20 protein-coding genes are annotated in these 16,471 nt (G+C 37.3%); 11 read left to right on the forward strand and 9 right to left on the reverse strand.

The genetic code is table 11. The features are described 5' to 3' along the window. Positions 1 to 134 precede the first annotated feature (134 nt). Entirely contained in the window at positions 135 to 533 is a 399-nt protein-coding gene (locus ACVBAX_RS15080) for a (deoxy)nucleoside triphosphate pyrophosphohydrolase (RefSeq protein WP_447117729.1), read from the reverse strand. Positions 534 to 762: 229 nt separating this feature from the next. Here ACVBAX_RS15080 and ACVBAX_RS15085 point away from each other — a divergent pair, with 229 nt between their 5' ends. Together ACVBAX_RS15085 and glnA are read left to right on the forward strand one after the other, a co-directional pair. After that, entirely contained in the window at positions 763 to 939 is a 177-nt protein-coding gene (locus ACVBAX_RS15085; protein ID WP_430775750.1) for a hypothetical protein, read from the forward strand. A 211-nt stretch (positions 940 to 1,150) separates the two neighbouring features. Beyond that, positions 1,151 to 2,506: a type I glutamate--ammonia ligase gene (glnA, locus tag ACVBAX_RS15090; protein WP_433907660.1), complete on the forward strand. Its 1,356-nt coding sequence runs from the start codon at positions 1,151 to 1,153 to the stop codon at positions 2,504 to 2,506. Positions 2,507 to 2,579: 73 nt separating this feature from the next. On the opposite strand, the gene ACVBAX_RS15095 is transcribed toward glnA, so the two are convergent. Continuing rightward, on the reverse strand, positions 2,580 to 3,497 hold the full coding sequence (locus tag ACVBAX_RS15095; RefSeq protein WP_447117730.1) for an AraC family transcriptional regulator N-terminal domain-containing protein: 918 nt from the start codon (positions 3,495 to 3,497) through the stop codon (positions 2,580 to 2,582). A 194-nt stretch (positions 3,498 to 3,691) separates the two neighbouring features. On the opposite strand from ACVBAX_RS15095, the gene ACVBAX_RS15100 reads away from it, so the two are divergent. Both ACVBAX_RS15100 and ACVBAX_RS15105 read left to right on the forward strand, forming a co-directional pair. Then, positions 3,692 to 4,543, forward strand: a complete 852-nt coding sequence (locus tag ACVBAX_RS15100) for an aldo/keto reductase (protein WP_447117731.1) — start codon at positions 3,692 to 3,694, stop codon at positions 4,541 to 4,543. A 33-nt stretch (positions 4,544 to 4,576) separates the two neighbouring features. After that, complete coding sequence (locus ACVBAX_RS15105; RefSeq protein ID WP_447117732.1) at positions 4,577 to 5,176, forward strand: histidine phosphatase family protein; 600 nt, start codon at positions 4,577 to 4,579, stop codon at positions 5,174 to 5,176. A gap of 75 nt (positions 5,177 to 5,251) precedes the next feature. Here ACVBAX_RS15105 and ACVBAX_RS15110 read toward each other — a convergent pair whose 3' ends face one another. The 4 genes from ACVBAX_RS15110 to ACVBAX_RS15125 form a co-directional block, all read right to left on the reverse strand. Next, positions 5,252 to 6,682 (reverse strand): ATP-binding protein, encoded by a 1,431-nt coding sequence (locus tag ACVBAX_RS15110; RefSeq protein WP_447117733.1) that lies wholly within the window; start codon positions 6,680 to 6,682, stop codon positions 5,252 to 5,254. Between the two features lie 109 nt (positions 6,683 to 6,791). Further along, the gene (locus tag ACVBAX_RS15115) at positions 6,792 to 7,136 is read right to left on the reverse strand and encodes a helix-turn-helix transcriptional regulator (RefSeq protein WP_447117734.1); all 345 of its coding nucleotides are present in this window, start codon (positions 7,134 to 7,136) and stop codon (positions 6,792 to 6,794) included. Positions 7,137 to 7,491: 355 nt separating this feature from the next. After that, positions 7,492 to 8,034, reverse strand: a complete 543-nt coding sequence (locus tag ACVBAX_RS15120) for a hypothetical protein (protein ID WP_447117735.1) — start codon at positions 8,032 to 8,034, stop codon at positions 7,492 to 7,494. Positions 8,035 to 8,151: 117 nt separating this feature from the next. Continuing rightward, positions 8,152 to 8,385 (reverse strand): hypothetical protein, encoded by a 234-nt coding sequence (locus ACVBAX_RS15125; protein ID WP_447117736.1) that lies wholly within the window; start codon positions 8,383 to 8,385, stop codon positions 8,152 to 8,154. A gap of 222 nt (positions 8,386 to 8,607) precedes the next feature. On the opposite strand from ACVBAX_RS15125, the gene ACVBAX_RS15130 reads away from it, so the two are divergent. Continuing rightward, the gene (locus ACVBAX_RS15130) at positions 8,608 to 9,216 is read left to right on the forward strand and encodes a transglutaminase-like domain-containing protein (RefSeq protein WP_447117737.1); all 609 of its coding nucleotides are present in this window, start codon (positions 8,608 to 8,610) and stop codon (positions 9,214 to 9,216) included. 94 nt (positions 9,217 to 9,310) lie between these two features. Here ACVBAX_RS15130 and ACVBAX_RS15135 read toward each other — a convergent pair whose 3' ends face one another. Next, a complete protein-coding gene (locus tag ACVBAX_RS15135) occupies positions 9,311 to 9,961 on the reverse strand; it encodes a YczE/YyaS/YitT family protein (RefSeq protein WP_447117738.1) in 651 nt (216 codons plus the stop codon). An 18-nt stretch (positions 9,962 to 9,979) separates the two neighbouring features. Next, positions 9,980 to 10,420 (reverse strand): GNAT family N-acetyltransferase, encoded by a 441-nt coding sequence (locus ACVBAX_RS15140; RefSeq protein ID WP_447117739.1) that lies wholly within the window; start codon positions 10,418 to 10,420, stop codon positions 9,980 to 9,982. Between the two features lie 112 nt (positions 10,421 to 10,532). On the opposite strand from ACVBAX_RS15140, the gene ACVBAX_RS15145 reads away from it, so the two are divergent. The 3 genes from ACVBAX_RS15145 to ACVBAX_RS15155 are packed head-to-tail and all read left to right on the forward strand — an operon-like array spanning position 10,533 to position 12,173. After that, positions 10,533 to 10,985 carry a MarR family winged helix-turn-helix transcriptional regulator gene (locus ACVBAX_RS15145; RefSeq protein WP_447117740.1) on the forward strand — a complete coding sequence of 151 codons (453 nt, stop codon included), beginning with the start codon at positions 10,533 to 10,535 and terminating at the stop codon, positions 10,983 to 10,985. A gap of 24 nt (positions 10,986 to 11,009) precedes the next feature. Further along, positions 11,010 to 11,528 carry a GNAT family N-acetyltransferase gene (locus tag ACVBAX_RS15150; RefSeq protein WP_447117741.1) on the forward strand — a complete coding sequence of 173 codons (519 nt, stop codon included), beginning with the start codon at positions 11,010 to 11,012 and terminating at the stop codon, positions 11,526 to 11,528. 21 nt (positions 11,529 to 11,549) lie between these two features. Continuing rightward, positions 11,550 to 12,173, forward strand: coding sequence for an FMN-binding negative transcriptional regulator (locus tag ACVBAX_RS15155; RefSeq protein WP_447117742.1), 624 nt, complete (start codon positions 11,550 to 11,552; stop codon positions 12,171 to 12,173). An 82-nt stretch (positions 12,174 to 12,255) separates the two neighbouring features. Here the strand turns inward: ACVBAX_RS15155 and ACVBAX_RS15160 are convergent, their stop codons facing one another. After that, entirely contained in the window at positions 12,256 to 13,167 is a 912-nt protein-coding gene (locus tag ACVBAX_RS15160) for an EamA family transporter (protein ID WP_447117743.1), read from the reverse strand. Between the two features lie 115 nt (positions 13,168 to 13,282). Here ACVBAX_RS15160 and ACVBAX_RS15165 point away from each other — a divergent pair, with 115 nt between their 5' ends. The 3 genes from ACVBAX_RS15165 (at position 13,283) to ACVBAX_RS15175 (ending at position 16,430) form a co-directional block, all read left to right on the forward strand. After that, positions 13,283 to 14,188, forward strand: coding sequence for an AraC family transcriptional regulator (locus tag ACVBAX_RS15165; RefSeq protein WP_447117744.1), 906 nt, complete (start codon positions 13,283 to 13,285; stop codon positions 14,186 to 14,188). Between the two features lie 214 nt (positions 14,189 to 14,402). Continuing rightward, a complete protein-coding gene (ftsZ, locus tag ACVBAX_RS15170; RefSeq protein WP_447117745.1) occupies positions 14,403 to 15,722 on the forward strand; it encodes a cell division protein FtsZ in 1,320 nt (439 codons plus the stop codon). Positions 15,723 to 15,851: 129 nt separating this feature from the next. After that, positions 15,852 to 16,430 carry a biotin transporter BioY gene (locus ACVBAX_RS15175; RefSeq protein WP_447117746.1) on the forward strand — a complete coding sequence of 193 codons (579 nt, stop codon included), beginning with the start codon at positions 15,852 to 15,854 and terminating at the stop codon, positions 16,428 to 16,430. Positions 16,431 to 16,471 lie beyond the last annotated feature (41 nt).

Consider the following 16,471-nt stretch of genomic DNA (forward strand, 5'->3'; position numbering starts at 1 on the left):
CAGTTAATTGCATTTAAAAATAAAATGAATCACATAGTGGATGTTTCCGGTGGGGAATTATATCATGGTGAAATCAATCGTGGAGAATCATTGCCGAGTAGCTGGGGAAGAGTGGAGATCTTTCCCAACTACTCCTATGTCCATTCCTTCCTTAACAACTCAACTGCCGGAATATCGGCAGGAGCCCAAACAAGGGAAGACAGATGTTCTCGCTTCAGCCAAAGGAGTTTTGAGTGTTCACTTGGTAGAGGAGTGCTATCCACCAAACGACATTTGATCGTAATCAATTGAATAATAAACGTGTCATACTCGTGGATATGCTCGTTATGTAATTCATCGGGTTCGATGATACAACCCAGTTCTTCGTGGATCTCTCGCTTGATCGCTGAATACAAATCCTCGTTCTCTTCGACCTTTCCACCAGGAAACTCCCACAGATTTGGCATGGTCATGGTTGGAGAGCGGAGGGCGCATAAAATTTCTTCCTGTTCATTTTCAATCACAGCAGCCACGACTTTAATTTGTTTCTTCATGTTGACCTCCCAGTAGATTTTTACCATTAGAGACATGTAAAAGTAGTCTTGTCCATGAAATATGAATCATGCAAGAAAACGGTTTCAATAGTATAATAGAAGAAAGAAGGAAAATTTAGACGAAGCAACAAGAAAAAAATGTAGTTTTACAAGCTTTGGCCTCATACACATAATAATACCTAATTTTGTTGGAAACAAAACCAAAAAAGATTGAATGGGAGTGAGGTCCATGAAAAAGAGTGAATATTTATTCTTCTGCCAGCATTGTGGAGTGCCTCAAAGAATTCCAGAGTTTGCGTTAAAAACGTACCTGTGTGATGACTTAGTGAAGAAATATTATTGTAACAATTGCAACCGAGAAAATAAAATTCCGGAATACGTGAAAAAATTGAAATCGGAGCTCTAGGTAGAGCAATGATTCCACATATGGCTAGACAGATACCATGTAAATGCTTACATGGTATTTTTTTATTGGTTTAGATTTTTAAAGAAAATAGTAGATAGAAAAAAAGTTATCAAAAAATTAAAAAAAGATGTTGTCGAATTCTGAAACATCTATTATAATTCATTTTAATGAATGTCATATAACATAACACAATGGCGGGGGATTATCTAACATGACAAAAACTTTAGTAGAATTAGAAACTTCAACTTTAGACCAAATTAAAGAAACGATAAAAGAAAAAAGTGTAGAACTATTACACTTACAGTTCGTTGATATTGAAGGAATCTTAAAGCATGTAACAGTAACAGTTGAGCAATTAGAGGATGTAGTAGAAGGGAAAATGATGTTTGACGGATCTTCTGTTAAAGGGTTCTCCCCTATTAATAAGTCCGACCTTTACTTACAACCGGACTTAACAACATTTGCTGTTCTTCCTTGGTCAGTGGAAGAAGGGTATGCGGAAGCTAGATTTTTATGTTCTGTAAAAAATCCAGACGGAACACCATTTGATGGAGATACTAGAAATGTTTTAAAGAAAACAGTTGAGCGTGCGGCTGAAAGTGGATATACGATTTCAGTTGGACCTGAGCTAGAGTTTTTCTTATTCAAAACAGACGAAAATGGCTATGCAACTCAAGAACTAAGTGATAAAGCTGGCTATTTCGAGCCGTCACCACACGATCTTGGAGAACGCGTTCGCTTAGAAATTTATCGTGCGTTAAAGGCAATGGGCTTTACAATTGAAGCATCTCACCACGAGGTTGCTGAAGGACAGCATGAAATCAATTTCAAGTATGCCGATGCTTTAACAGCAGCAGATTTGTCTACTACGTATAAATGGGTGGTTAAGACCGTTGCTCAGAAATTTGGATTGCATGCAACATTCATGCCGAAGCCAGCATTCGGAATCAATGGCTCTGGTATGCACGTGAACATGTCATTCTTTGAAGGAAGCGAAAATGCCTTCTTTGATCCATCTGATGAGTTACAATTATCAAAGAAAGCTTACCATTTCATTGCAGGTGTACTTGAAAACGTAAAGAGCTTCGCGGCTGTAACAAACCCGCTAGTAAACTCTTATAAGCGTTTAGTACCAGGCTATGAAGCACCTTGCTACCTTGCTTGGTCAGCATCTAACCGTTCTGCTCTTATCCGTATTCCAGCGAAGAAGGGTCTTGCGACTCGTGTAGAATTACGTTGTCCAGATCCATCAGCAAACCCATACTTAACGTTTGCTGTCATTGCGGCTGCAGGTTTAGATGGAATTGAAAAAGAACTAGAAGCTCCAGCTCCGATTAATGAAGACATCTTCCACATGACAGATGAGAGAAGAGCTCATTTAGGAATTGAGAATCTTCCTGGTAGCTTAAAAGAAGCAGTTGTTGAATTAGAAGCAAGCAACTTTGGTGCTAAAGCATTAGGCGAGCACGTATATGGTGAGTATGTGGCAATGAAAAAAGCAGAGTGGGATAGCTACCGCATCTCGGTTCACGCTTGGGAAATTGAAAACTATCACTCAAAGTTCTAATACTAATATAGAAGAAACCAAGGATGGAACATATATGTTCCATCCTTTCTTTATCAATAGAAAAATTATTCGCTTATGCGTTTTTCTTTTTATCATAGGTTTCTTTCAGACGCTTGATATCCTCTTTAGGTGGCACCCCAAATAGTCTAGAATATTCTCGGCTGAATTGAGAGGGACTTTCATAGCCTACTCGGAAAGCCACATCGGCAGCACCTGCCGCCTCAGTTAATAGCAAATGCCGAGCTTCCTGCAGTCTCAGTTGTTTTTGGAACTGGATAGGGCTCATGGCTGTAACCTCTTTAAAAAGTCTATGAAGGGAAGAGACACCCATATTCGCTATTTCCGCCAGTTCCTCCACTCGAATAGCCCTATCAAAATGATTCATGATATGCTCAATCGCGTCACTGATTTGATAGGTAGAACTTCCTTCAACAGCAATTTGCCCCAGCGCATCACCATGTCGTCCTTTTAGAACCCTATAGATAATTTCCTTTTTGATAAGAGGAGAGAGGATCGGGATATCTTCAGGATGGTCAAGCAAACGAACCAATCTGGTTACGGCTTCTAACAAAGGTAATTCTATCAAGTTGACATACATACCTCTGTTCTTATTTTCCTTTTTATTCACACCTATTTGAAAATCTCCTAAAACTTCTAAAATTTCATTTGGTGTAAATTCAAGTTTAAGAGCCAAATATGGAACCTCGGAAGAAGCTTCCGTTACATGTCCGATAATGGGTAAGTTAACGGATGAAATAAGATAATCAGCAGGTCCATACCTAAAGAGCTCTTGTGACAGCAGGACCTCCTTCTTCCCTTGAACGACGATGCATAAGGAAGGGTTAGTAACTCCGTAAAATGGCCCGGCTACATTCGAGTAACGAGAGAAAAATAAAGTCGAAATAGCCGTCTCATGACCACCGTCCTGACTGGTGTGCGACTTAATGAGGTTGGCAAGTTCACCCCGGTAATTATGGATTTCTTTAAACATTTGGATCTCCTTTGTTCCGTTTTTATATTTCAATTGTAAGGGATGCAACTCTGTTTCGAAAGGGGAGAGAGAGAATTAGGCAAGGAATTGATAGGAATATGATATCAGGCGCCTAAGGATCTGCTGCATAATAATTAATATAAAGCTTGCTTAAGCAGTTAATGGATGAAATATAAAATACAGGAGGAATTTATATGCAAAAATTAATATTGAATAATGGGGTAGAGATGCCCATACTAGGCTTCGGTGTTTTTCAAATAAATGATCCAGAAGAATGTGAACAAGCCGTTTACGATGCTCTTATGGCAGGCTATCGTCTGATAGATACAGCTGCCTCTTATTTAAATGAAGATGCCGTGGGTAGAGCGATTAAGCGGAGTGGTGTACCAAGAGAGGAATTGTTCATTACAACCAAACTATGGGTTCAGGACGCTGGTTACGAGAGCACAAAGAAAGCATTCGGAAAATCACTGGAAAGACTGCAATTGGATTATGTAGACTTGTATTTAATTCATCAGCCATTTGGTGATGTACACGGTTCTTGGCGTGCGATGGAGGAATTATATCGAGAAGGTATCATCAAGGCGATCGGAGTAAGTAATTTCCATCCAGACCGTTTGATTGATTTAATCCTTCATAATGAAGTGGTTCCTGCGGTTAACCAAGTGGAAACACACCCGTTCAATCAGCAAATAGAAAGTGCTATATTCATGAAAGAGAATCATGTGCAAATACAGTCTTGGGGACCTTTTGCTGAAGGGAAAAATGATATTTTTCAGAATGAAGTATTAGTTTCTATTGCAGAAAAGCATAACAAATCCGTTGCCCAAGTCATTTTACGTTGGTTGGCTCAAAGGGGTGTCGTTGCCATTCCAAAGTCAGTTCGTAAAGAGAGAATGATTGAAAACTTCAATATCTTTGATTTTGAATTAACTCAAGGAGATATGGAGCAGATTTCCACTTTAGATATGAAAGAAAGCTTGTTCTTTTCACATAGAGATCCTGAAATGGTGAAATGGCTTGGTACTCGTAAACTTGATATTTAAATACTCTTTTACGTTTCAATAAGGGGGATACAAATGAAAAAGACGATATTTCTCATGAGACATGGACAAACATTATTTAATAAAAGAAGGAAAGTTCAAGGTTGGTGTGATTCACCACTTACAGAACTAGGAATTATACAAGCAGGGACTGCTGCAAAGTATTTTAAAGAGAACCATATCGTTTTCGACCATGCCTATTGTTCCACATCTGAAAGAGCAAATGACACGATCGAAGTTGTGACTGATCTGCCTTATGCAAGATTAAAAGGATTAAAGGAATGGAATTTTGGTACTTTTGAAGGTGAAAGTGAAGATTTAAATCCTCCACTGCCTTATAGGGATTTCTTTGTTAATTATGGGGGAGAAGAAGAAAAAGAATTTCAAAGAAGAATAGTTAATACTGTCCAAAAAATCGTAGAAGAAGATAATGAAGTCGTTTTAATCGTCTCTCACGGGGCCGCTTGTAGAAAATTTATGCAGTATTGGGAACATACAAGTCCCATTAGACAAAAAGAACGACTTGGTAACTGTTGCATTTTGAAATTTGAATATGAGAACAAAGAATTTAAATTAGTAGAAATTATTAATCACGATTTTAGTAATTTAAGTGAAGCTTCTCCGGTACTAACTTGATCGGTTCTGTGAAGCTAGGGCTGCCGTTCGCGACAGCCCTTTTATTTGTATTTGTTGAATAAAAATAAGGACAATTTATGTGTCACTTCCCAATTGCGGGATGATAATTTTAAAATGGGTTCCTAATGATGTACTATCCACAACAACTATATCCCCACGGTGTTCAAAGATGATTTTTTTTACAAACGGAAGTCCCATTCCTGTTCCATCATCTTTGGACGATACAAAGGGATCAAAGATATGGTCCCAATCAGATTCAGGTATGCCTTTTCCTGTATCGTAAAAGTCAATCACAATATAATCTTCATTCATATTTGTAAGAATCGTTATCTTGCGTTCTTCTCGACCTGGGGGAGTCGCTTCTGAACTATTTTTAATTAGATTGATAAACACTTGCTGCAAATAAGATTTATTCACAAACGCCTTTAGAGATTGATAGGAGTCAATTAACTCAATATCGATATTGTTTTGTTTGGTAAATTCGCTAGACAGTTCAATCGAATCTCTAATGATAGAGACAATGTTCTCCGTTTTAAAGCTCATTTTAGAATGAACAAGATATTCGTTATAATTGAATGATAGTTGTTCTAATTGTACCGTCGCTTTATAGATCATATCCAAGGCAGCCTGCTGCTTCTTAGTCAGTTCTTTATCTTCCTTGATAAGCTTTGAGAAACCTCTGATAATGGTCGAGGTATTTTTCATTTCATGTATAAGACTTCCAACAAAGTTACCCGTAAAGTCTAACTTTTTTTGCCTTTCCTTAAGTTGGGAATAATTAAACTCAATAATGGCGTTCAATTTAATAAATTCAAATATAACCATTATTGAAAAAATAATTACTCCTAAACTCCCCATGATGATTCCTGTTTTAGGATTAAAGTTAAACAATCCGAGTAGAAACAAAAGTAATGTATACATGGAGAATTGTTTTAAGAAACTCCTAATGTTTGTGTTGCGAATTTTTGTGGAGATATAGAATAAAAAAAGCAAAAATATAATTAAACTAGCCATGTGAAAAACATAAAGCGCGGCCCATTCACCGTAGACAGGAAAATAAAACTCAATATCAGATGCAGAAATACGTCTTGTTTCCAAGCCTTTCATTCCAAAGTCTGTCCAACCTATGAAATAAACAAATGAAGTCCATAAAATTAAAGCAATCATCATTTTCTTGGTAAATATAAAATTTACGACTCTATTTAAGATAGAGTCATTTTTTAAGGTAACCGAAAAACTTTTTATCGTACAATAGGCTACAAAAAATATAGCTGGTACGGAATAGGTTGGTGCAAACCTTAAGATTCTAAATAACCAAAAAGCTGATTGTTCGTCTAACAGATCCGTGAAGTAAAGTACACCTATCCCTTGTTGCCAACCCGATATCATCACCATTAACAAGGTAATCCCTAGAGTTAGATTCGACTCTTTATAAATTTTAGTAACACTAAACGCCAACACAATAGGGATCATGCCAATAGCGCAAACCAATAATCCAATAATCATACAAGGTTACTCCTATTACTCTATACTTAAGGTTTATGATCGTTTAGTTTTCCATAACTACATATCCATAAGCTAAAATTATAACATAACAAAAACAAATCCTACCCATTTAATAAGTAGAATTATTATTTGTTATGAAGGAGGGGGGAACAACTCCATAAAACTTTTTAAAAGCCCGGTTGAATGACTCGTGGTATTGAAAGCCCACATCCATTGCAATAGTAATCACCTTTTCATCCGAATAGTAAAGTCGCTCTGCTGCACGTGTAAGACGTCTTTTTCTCACATAATCCATGACCGATTCTCCAACGAGTGCTTGGAAGACACGATGATAATGAAAAGGAGAAAAGCATGCAATTCCTGCTAGTGTTTCAAGTGTTATCGTTCCATGCAGGTTCTCTTCAATGTAATCTAGCGTTCGTCCGATACAAACTACATAATCGATTCCCTTCACCTCCCTATAGCTAATATAACCGTACACAGATATCCGTTCTTAACCAAATTTGCTATATTTATCATACACTGACGTAGCAGGGATTTGGTAGATAACTTGTTTAGAAAAAGAAACCAAATAGGTTCAATATGAAGTGTTTTTTTAAGTTAAAGGATTTCACCATTAATAAAAAAACAAAAATTTCATCTAGGAAGAATATTTGACGTTACAGGCAATAAGTCCAAACCGGATTAATAAAGATGTAGAAGAAGTTAGAAGATGAAATTTGGGAGTAGTTTTTTATAGATGTACTTAAGTGGAGGGTATTAATCCAAGGAGGAGAGATGCCCCCCTTACCTTTAAATGGCATATCGACTCAGAAGTGTAGGAGAGAGTAAGAGTTCCCAAAAAGAGCTAAGACGATTAAAAAACTACTTAGATTTTTAGTAAATCGATTATTGTTTGAGTAATGCTCCTTAACAGATGGAAGAAGAGTAATGGATTGAATGGAAATTCCTAGGAAGATGTAGAAGACGTGAATAAATGCAACGGCTTGAATCATATACATTTCGACTGTAATCCAAATAATTAAAATAAAACCAATGTATAGAGAATAATTCCATGCCCAATGTATTTCTTTATAAAGGCGAAGCTTTTCAGCGAATTCTAGCGGCTTTTCAAAGATAAGGAAAACGGCAGTTACTAGTGGAAGAATTCCTAATCCAACAAAAAGTATTATGCCTGGGATGAGGAAATTATCAAATGGGCTATTCTGCAACATAGTAAGAGGCATTGACAAAATCGAACCGTCAGGAAATATAATCAGTACTCCTCCGCCAAAAAGTGCACCGATTCCAAGTAAAAAGTGTAAACAAATTAACAAATAGCAAGCATAAGACTTTTTTTGTTTCGCATCCATTAAAATCATCTCCAGAAAAATATGGTTTCAAATTGATTTTACAGGATTCTAAATACTATAGGGTCGTTACACATGACGGGACTGTGAACTTTTTTTGAAGGTTCTGTAACTTTTTTACTACCTTCCTACTTTAGGTTTAGTAAAAATCTTCCCATTGTTTAACTCACACCAATTTTCTAATTCGTCATATGTTTCCTTGTTTCCGTACTTTGCTAAAAAATCTTCCTTCGTTTCGTATACTTCCATTAAACCTTCTTCTATTAATACAGTCATTCGAAAAGGATTTAGTTGAAAAACCTTTGAGACAGCTATTAACTCACCGATATGAACAATATTAGCGATATCTTCCATAATTTCATCTCCTTTTACTGTTAGAGATAGTACTACTTGAGTATTATTTTCAGTTTTTCTGGTACTATGTATTATTTCACTAACAGAAGAAGGATTAAGATTCCTTTTCCTTATGGACTAAACAGGTTACTCAATAATCAATCCTTTAATTCTATTAATAAAAGATTTATAATAATGTTTGAATTTACATAAATATGCAATTTATTATAGGGGGAAGGGTTTGTGAGTTTCTTTTGTGAATCTGAAAAACTAGATGACTATTTACTCGAATTAAATGAAGTTAATTATTCTAATCCAAAAATAAAAAAGAAAGCAGCTGAACTTTTCAATCCAACTCAAACGGAAGTTGAAAAAGCTAAAATAGCTTTTGAATTTGTTCGTGATGAAATTTCTCATTCTTGGGATATTCAATCGAAGCGAGTTACTTGTAATGCTTCAGACGTATTAGACGGTAAAGAGGGAATATGCTATGCAAAGTCACATCTATTAGCGGCTTTATTGCGTTCACAGGGAATACCAACAGGTTTCTGTTATCAAAGATTGATGTTATTTGATACTCCAGATAAAGGGTATTGTATTCACGCTTTAAATGCTATCTTCCTTAAATCCCTTAATAAATGGATTAGAGTAGATGCTCGTGGAAATAAAGCGGGAATTAATGCGCAATTTTCAATTGAAGAAGAAAAATTAGCTTTTCCCATTAATGAAAAACTTGATGAAAAGGATTATCCAGTTATCTATGCTAAGCCTCATCCTAAAATTGTGGCTGTTTTAAAAGAAAATACAAATACATTAGAAATGTATAAACATCACTTGCCAGAGAGTTTGTAGTTGTTTGAAGAGTGATGGGGACAGGTACACTGTCCCATTTTTTTCGTATACATTCTAGAAATCCGGTCGGGGGGAAGAAATAATGGTAAAGGGGTCATTTCATTATTGAATGTTTTTTTTCTGTAACATAATCTGGTGATTGAATAGAGCGTGTTAATATGCGGTCTATTACTTTTTTAGTAAATGGCATAAAGAAATTAAGTATTAGCCCTCCGAAACAAACGGTTAATAAGGTTCCTATGCCAATAGGTCCCTTGAAGATTAGTGCCATGATCAAGAATACGAAGTAAATGATGGTCCTCGAAATGAATATATTTGTTCTAGTTAATTCTTGTATGATTAACGTTAATCGGTCAACGGGAATTGGTGCAAAATTTGTGTGTAAATATGTTGCAGTTCCTAATCCTATAAAAACTAAGCCAATTCCAAAACAAACGGCTTTGCTGACCCATAGTTCAGGTGTTACAAAATGCTGTAATAAATAAAGCCACATATCAATACCGATACCTGTTATAAATGCTGTTACCAACCCCAAGATTTCTGGTTTTTCCCTTTTTAAAATCGAATTACAACCTATCAATAGTAAAGCGATTAGTATTTCCCAACTTCCCACAGTAAGCCCTACATTGTTTGATAGTCCTACCAAAAGTGCATCAAAAGGGGATGTTCCAAGATCTGATTGGATAGTAAAAGAAATACCTAGGGTTAATAGTAAAATTCCAAATACAAAAAAAACATATTTCACTTTCCTCAACCTCTTCGTTTATTTACAAGACAATTGTTTGAGCATGAGAATATGTGGGATCCCATCTTCCATAAAGATAGGTGATGAAGTTTGATACCCGAGTTTTTGATAAAAACCTTCCGCCTGTGTTTGCCCATGTAATTTAACCTGTGACACTTCCTGTTCTTCTGCAATTTCTTCTAACGCTTTTATAATGATTTTCCCAAGGCCAAATTTACGGTAAGGTTCAAGGATGCAGATTCTTTCCAATTTGCCTACTCCATCAATAAATCTAATCCTTCCCGTTCCGACGGGTTTCTCATTGTAATGGACTAAAATATGTTCGCAGAGTCCATTTAGTGTATCAAATTCATCAAATTCATCCTCTAGTGGTACGCCTTGTTCTTTCACAAATACTTCTTTTCTAATAGCAAATGCTACCCTTAATTCTTCATCGTTCGTTGCTCTTTTTACATTCATATGAATCAGTCCTTTTATGTTATTTTGTTGCAAACGCAACAAAAATAGGTTAAATTTAACATATACCATTTTTGTTGTATTTGCAATAAAAATTCATGCTAAGGAGGTAATTATGAAGGAAATTCTTCGTGAAATTGGAATGATAGCTAGGGCATTAGATTCTATAAGTAATATAGAATTTAAAGAATATGACCTGACAAAGGGGCAGTATTTGTACCTTGTGCGAATATGTGAAAACCCGGGGATCATTCAAGAAAAATTAGCTGAGATGATAAAAGTAGATCGAACAACAGCTGCTCGAGCGATAAAAAAACTGGAAATCAATGGCTTTATTGAAAAAAAAGAAGATCAACATAACAAAAAAATCAAAAAACTCTTTTCGACAGAGAAAGGGGAAATTGTTTTTCCTTTCATAAAAAGAGAAAATAATTATTCCAATATCGTGGCATTAGATGGGTTTTCCGAAAATGAAGTAGAAACCATTTTCAATCTTCTTCAAAGAGTAAGAAAAAATGTAGAAAAAGATTGGGAATATGTAAAAAAGGGAAACAAGAGAAATTATTGATATATAAAGGAGCATCAGTTCTAAATGACTATAAATATTAAAAAATGTACCCTTGAAGATTCACACCAACTTCAAGAAATTAGTTATGAAACTTTCAATGAGACTTTTAAAGATCAGAATTCACCCGAAAATATGAAGGCCTATTTGGAGAGTGCATTTAACTTAAACCAATTAGAAAAGGAGTTATCCAATAATTCTTCAGAATTCTTTTTTGTATATTTTGAAAATGAAGTGGCGGGATATTTAAAGATCAATACCAATGACGCTCAGTCTGAAGAAATGGGCGATGAATCACTTGAAATCGAGAGGATATATATAAAGAACAAATTTCAAAAACATGGACTTGGAAAATATCTGTTAAATCAAGCAATAGAAATGGCGATGCAGCGTCAGAAAAAGAACCTCTGGTTAGGCGTATGGGAAAAAAATGAAAATGCTATAGCTTTTTATCAGAAAATGGGGTTTGTTCAAACGGGAGCCCACTCTTTTACTATGGGTGATGAAGAACAAAAGGACTTTATCATGACAAAAAATCTCAAATAACCTTTTTGAAAGGTGGATATTATGTATATTCCAAACTACTTTAAGATCACAGATGAAACAATAGCCTACGATATAATAAAAGAACATGGTTTTGCGACTCTTTTTTCTAGGCACGATGGAATGCCATTTGCCACTCATTTACCGTTAATTTTGAACAAAGAACTTACATACTTATATGGACACTTTGCTCGTCCAAATCCTCAGTGGACAGATATCAACAATCAAACCGTTCTAGCTATTTTTCATGGCCCGCATTGTTATATTTCCCCATCTTGGTATGAGACGAATAAGGCAGTTCCAACATGGAATTACGTGACCGTTCATGTTTATGGAGAAGTCGAGCTTATGGAGGACGAAAAGGAGTTAATGAATTCCTTACATGAAATGGTATTGAAATATGAAACTCCTGACAGTTCATACAGATTACAGGATGTAGATCCTGAGTTTCTCGCTGGTATGAATAAAGGAGTTCAAGGTTTCAAAATAAAAATCAATAAAATAGAAGGAAAAGCTAAGTTAAGCCAAAACCATACATTACAGCGACAAGAGTTAGTTATTAATCAACTAGAACAAATTTCAAAAACAGATGAACAACAGATTTCCTCCTTAATGAAGTCAAATGTAAAAAAAGGCAGTGATTGCTGAAGCAATAAACGATAGGCTATCTCAAAATATTTTTTTAGTGAAATAAAGCCCCTTTTAGCCATGAAAAAGGGGCTTTTGCTACTTAGTAACTAACCTCTGAGTTAGATGCTTTACTCAAGGCCAATAATACAATCATGAAAAGGATACAAGTGGTACCAACCCATTGAAACATGCCAAAGGGTTCTTTTAACCAAAAAACAGTAGTTAACACGGCCGCAAGTGGTTCGATACTTCCGAGAAGGCTGGATTCTTTAGGTAAGAGACTTTGCAGACTTTCAATATAAAACCAAAAGGCAATCATTGTTCCAAAAATAATAACGAAAACGAGGTATAAATAAGCTTCTAACGGTAACATGTTCAAATCTATTCGCCAAGGGGGATGGATAAAACTCAAGGCAACACCACCGATGATCATCGCCCATCCAACAATTACAAGGGAATCGTATTGCTTTAGTAAGGGAATGGCATATAACGTATAAAAGGCAAGTGCAACTCCAGATAAAACACCCCAAATAACTGCTAGTGGTGGTACAGATAATTGTGAGATGGATCCATTTGTTAATAAGAAAAAGCTTCCAACTAAAGCTAGTGAAACGGTGATCAAATCTCTTTGTGTAAATACTGCTTGATGGCGTAAAACCACGTAAATGATAATCATTACAGGTGCTAGATATTGTAATAGGGTGGCCACCGCAGCATTCCCATGTTGAATGGAAGCCATATAGGTGTATTGAACCGCAAGCATTCCAAGTAACCCGAATATAATCAAGGAAATAGCGATGCTTTTGGTTTTCCAAACTCCAAGGATTTGGGCACGATCTTTTCCGAAAAATTGGATCGTTAAAAGTAAAAATCCAGCGATCAGCAATCGCGTCGTTACCAGCCAATCAATATCGATTCCATACTGTTCAAATAGTTTTTTTGCAACAGTTCCTCCAACTCCCCAAAATGTTGCTCCTGTCATCACTAGAAAAATCCCTTTGTTTCTACTCATTTGGTTTCTCCTTTAAATACAAAAATAGTGCTATAATATGTACTATCTTACCTAAAAAAACCAAGTAATAATATCTAAATTGAATAGAAAAATATAAGAATATTGAGGTAGGGTTATGCAAATAAAAAACTTTATGGTTGACCATAGTTTAAAAGAATTAACAGAACATCGAACCGTTGTGTTGCCCTTCGCCTGTTACGAAACGACCATTAATCAAAATATAAATGGATATATCCCACTTCATTGGCATGAGGAATTTCAGTTTGTTCGCGTGATAAAAGGAGAGGCCCTTTTTCATATCAATGAGGAAACCGTTACCGTTCGAGAAGGGGAAGGACTTTTTATTAATGCTGGCTGCCTACATATGGCAAAAGAAATGAATGAATCTGGCTGTGTCTATATTTGTTTAAATGTTTTACCAAGCTTTGTCCTCTCACAAGAACTGTATTCCACCTTCGTATACCCATATATTCAGGCGACGAATATCCCTTATTTACTTCTAGACCCCAAGGCGCATTGGGGGAGTACGATTCTAGACTCAATGATGAAAATCAGTCAGTTGGTCAAAGAAAACCCGCCGTATTTTGAAATCGATATCAGTGTCCATCTCACGTTCATTTGGAAGAATCTTATTATGAATGGTGTTCCGTTAGAGGTCGAACAGTCGGAAATCGTTAAAAGTCAACGAATGAAGCAAATGCTTCATTGGATCCATCAGCATTATGCGGAGAAAATTCACTTAGAGGATATTGCACGAGCCGGCCAATTAAGCCGATCGGAATGTTGTCGCTATTTCAAACGAATGCTGAAGAACACACCTTTGAATTATGTCACCAATTACCGAATCCAAAAAAGCTTAATTTTATTGCAGCAATCTGATTCCAATGTCACAGATGTTGCTTATCAGGTAGGATTTAACAGCACAAGTTATTTCATTGATAAATTTCGTAATGCGATGGGTATGACACCGTTAGCCTATAAAAAGTATAAGAGGAATGGAACGAATAGACTTGAATCATAAGGGGCATGTTGTGGCAAAACCAAAGGCTTTTTTTCTATTTGTAAACACTACCGCGTAGCTTGTGCATTACTCACAGATGTATGACACTTTATTACTGTAAAATTACAGTTCTATAACAAATCGAAGAAAAAGACAGAATATCCAAGTTGGTGGCGAATTTTATAGGTATAGAGAAAAATAGGGGGCAATATCTGAAGCTTTAGGGGGACTATATATGCTAGAATTTGAAGCCAACATCGATCAATTTGCCACTATAAAAGTAATTGGGGTTGGCGGCGGCGGAAATAATGCGGTGAACCGGATGATTGAGGATGGCGTGCAGGGAGTGGAGTTTATTGCCGTGAATACAGATGCACAGGCTCTTAACATGTCAAAAGCGGAGGTCACGATGCAAATCGGCGGTTCGCTAACCAGGGGCCTGGGGGCCGGTGCCAATCCTGAAATCGGCAGAAAGGCTGTCGAGGAAAGCAGACAGCAGATCAGGGATGCTTTGCAAGGTGCGGACATGGTGTTCGTAACGGCCGGAATGGGCGGCGGAACAGGGACCGGAGCTGCGCCGGCGATTGCACATATCGCGCGCGAACTTGGCGCACTTACCATTGGAGTGGTGACTCGTCCATTCAGTTTTGAAGGCCGCAAGCGGGCACAAAATGCGGCAGCCGGAATTGAAGAGATGAAAAAAGCCGTGAATACGTTAATCATCATTCCAAACGAGCGGTTGCTGCAAATTGTCGACAAGAAAACGCCGATGATTGAAGCCTTCCGTGAGGCGGACAATGTCCTCAGGCAGGGTGTGCAGGGCATTTCCGATTTGATCGCCGTGCCAGGCTTGATTAACCTGGACTTTGCTGACGTGAAAACGATCATGTCTAACAAAGGAACGGCGCTTATGGGCATCGGAGTGGCTTCAGGCGAAGACCGTGCTGCCGAAGCTGCCAAGAAGGCCATCTCCTCGCCGCTGCTTGAAACAAGCATCAATGGCGCAAAAGGAGTGCTGATGAACATTACAGGCGGCATGAACCTCAGTTTATATGAAGTCCAGGAAGCGGCCGATATTGTGGCGGCTGCCACAGATGAGCAGCTGAACATGATTTTTGGATCGGTCATCAATGAAAACCTGAACGAAGAAATCATGGTGACCGTCATTGCGACCGGCTTCGATCATGATGAGGAGGAAGCTCCGCCATCGAACACATCACGTCGTACTAGAGACAATATTGCCAATTCCCGTGAGCAATACCAGGGTCATTCTAGACAGCGAGAGCCTGTTTCCCATTCAGAATCGGGGAATTACGGCCAATTCCAAACCTACAGCCAGTCCGGAAGCTACGGTCAATCCAACAACTACAACCAGTCTGGTAACTACGGTCAATCCAACAGCAACAACCAGTCCGGAAACTACTACAGCCAATCCGGCAATCTAAGCCAGCCGTCTGCCTACGAAGAGCCCGCGAATTTCGAACGGGGTACCCAGCAGCAAGACGACTCGCTTGATATTCCATCGTTCTTGCGGAAGCGAAGCAGTAGGCGGTAAACCAACGAACAAAAAGGCCAAATCACTTGCGATTTGGCCTTTTTTGGGGTTGACAAATTTTTAAAATATTTATAAAGTTTAATTGTTAACCTAATTTAAAAATAGTTTACATTTAGAGGGGAGAAACAAATGAAAAAGGAACAATTGAAATTAAGAATGATGATTGTAACCGCACTTTTTGCTGCAATCATTGGCGTAATGGCTCAAATGACCATTCCACTTCCGCTCGTTCCAATTACAGGACAAACCCTTGCCATTGGCTTAGCAGCAACAATCCTAGGTTCTCGATATGGAACCTTATCGGTCATTTTATATTTAATTATTGGTTCTGCAGGAGTCCCAGTATTCGCTGAATTTTCAGGTGGAGTTTCCAATCTTTTCGGACCTACTGGAGGTTATTTAGTTGGATTCCTTCCAGCTGCCTTCCTAATCGGATGGTATATGGAAAAAACAGCCTTCAACTTCAAGCATGCTATGATTGCTAATAGTATTGGAATGCTCGTTACTTTGGCGTTAGGCACGGCATGGCTAAAGATTGCTGTCGAGCTTTCTTGGTCAGCTGCTTTTGCAGGAGGATTTACTCCATTTATCATTGGTGGGTTAATCAAGGCTGCGCTTGCTTCGTGGATGGGTGTTTTAGTTCGAAATCGATTAATTTCTGCTAGGCTATTGTTTTCAGAAAAAATAGACCAAACAAAATCAGCCTAAATTTTTATTGATTTGTAGTTTTTGCTTTAGCTTGATTTAGG

The sequence above is a fragment of the Robertmurraya sp. GLU-23 genome, assembly GCF_052983275.1.

Excerpts from the sequence above, each read along its gene's own strand:
- ACVBAX_RS15080 (WP_447117729.1), bottom strand. The coding sequence starts at position 533 with ATGAAGAAACAAATTAAAGTCGTGGCTGCTGTGATTGAAAATGAACAG.
- ACVBAX_RS15085 (WP_430775750.1), top strand. The coding sequence starts at position 763 with ATGAAAAAGAGTGAATATTTATTCTTCTGCCAGCATTGTGGAGTGCCT.
- glnA (WP_433907660.1), top strand. The coding sequence starts at position 1,151 with ATGACAAAAACTTTAGTAGAATTAGAAACTTCAACTTTAGACCAAATT.
- ACVBAX_RS15095 (WP_447117730.1), bottom strand. The coding sequence starts at position 3,497 with ATGTTTAAAGAAATCCATAATTACCGGGGTGAACTTGCCAACCTCATT.
- ACVBAX_RS15100 (WP_447117731.1), top strand. The coding sequence starts at position 3,692 with ATGCAAAAATTAATATTGAATAATGGGGTAGAGATGCCCATACTAGGC.
- ACVBAX_RS15105 (WP_447117732.1), top strand. The coding sequence starts at position 4,577 with ATGAAAAAGACGATATTTCTCATGAGACATGGACAAACATTATTTAAT.
- ACVBAX_RS15110 (WP_447117733.1), bottom strand. The coding sequence starts at position 6,682 with ATGATTATTGGATTATTGGTTTGCGCTATTGGCATGATCCCTATTGTG.
- ACVBAX_RS15120 (WP_447117735.1), bottom strand. The coding sequence starts at position 8,034 with ATGGATGCGAAACAAAAAAAGTCTTATGCTTGCTATTTGTTAATTTGT.
- ACVBAX_RS15125 (WP_447117736.1), bottom strand. The coding sequence starts at position 8,385 with ATGGAAGATATCGCTAATATTGTTCATATCGGTGAGTTAATAGCTGTC.
- ACVBAX_RS15140 (WP_447117739.1), bottom strand. The coding sequence starts at position 10,420 with ATGAATGTAAAAAGAGCAACGAACGATGAAGAATTAAGGGTAGCATTT.
- ACVBAX_RS15145 (WP_447117740.1), top strand. The coding sequence starts at position 10,533 with ATGAAGGAAATTCTTCGTGAAATTGGAATGATAGCTAGGGCATTAGAT.
- ACVBAX_RS15150 (WP_447117741.1), top strand. The coding sequence starts at position 11,010 with ATGACTATAAATATTAAAAAATGTACCCTTGAAGATTCACACCAACTT.
- ACVBAX_RS15155 (WP_447117742.1), top strand. The coding sequence starts at position 11,550 with ATGTATATTCCAAACTACTTTAAGATCACAGATGAAACAATAGCCTAC.
- ACVBAX_RS15160 (WP_447117743.1), bottom strand. The coding sequence starts at position 13,167 with ATGAGTAGAAACAAAGGGATTTTTCTAGTGATGACAGGAGCAACATTT.
- ACVBAX_RS15165 (WP_447117744.1), top strand. The coding sequence starts at position 13,283 with ATGCAAATAAAAAACTTTATGGTTGACCATAGTTTAAAAGAATTAACA.
- ftsZ (WP_447117745.1), top strand. The coding sequence starts at position 14,403 with ATGCTAGAATTTGAAGCCAACATCGATCAATTTGCCACTATAAAAGTA.
- ACVBAX_RS15175 (WP_447117746.1), top strand. The coding sequence starts at position 15,852 with ATGAAAAAGGAACAATTGAAATTAAGAATGATGATTGTAACCGCACTT.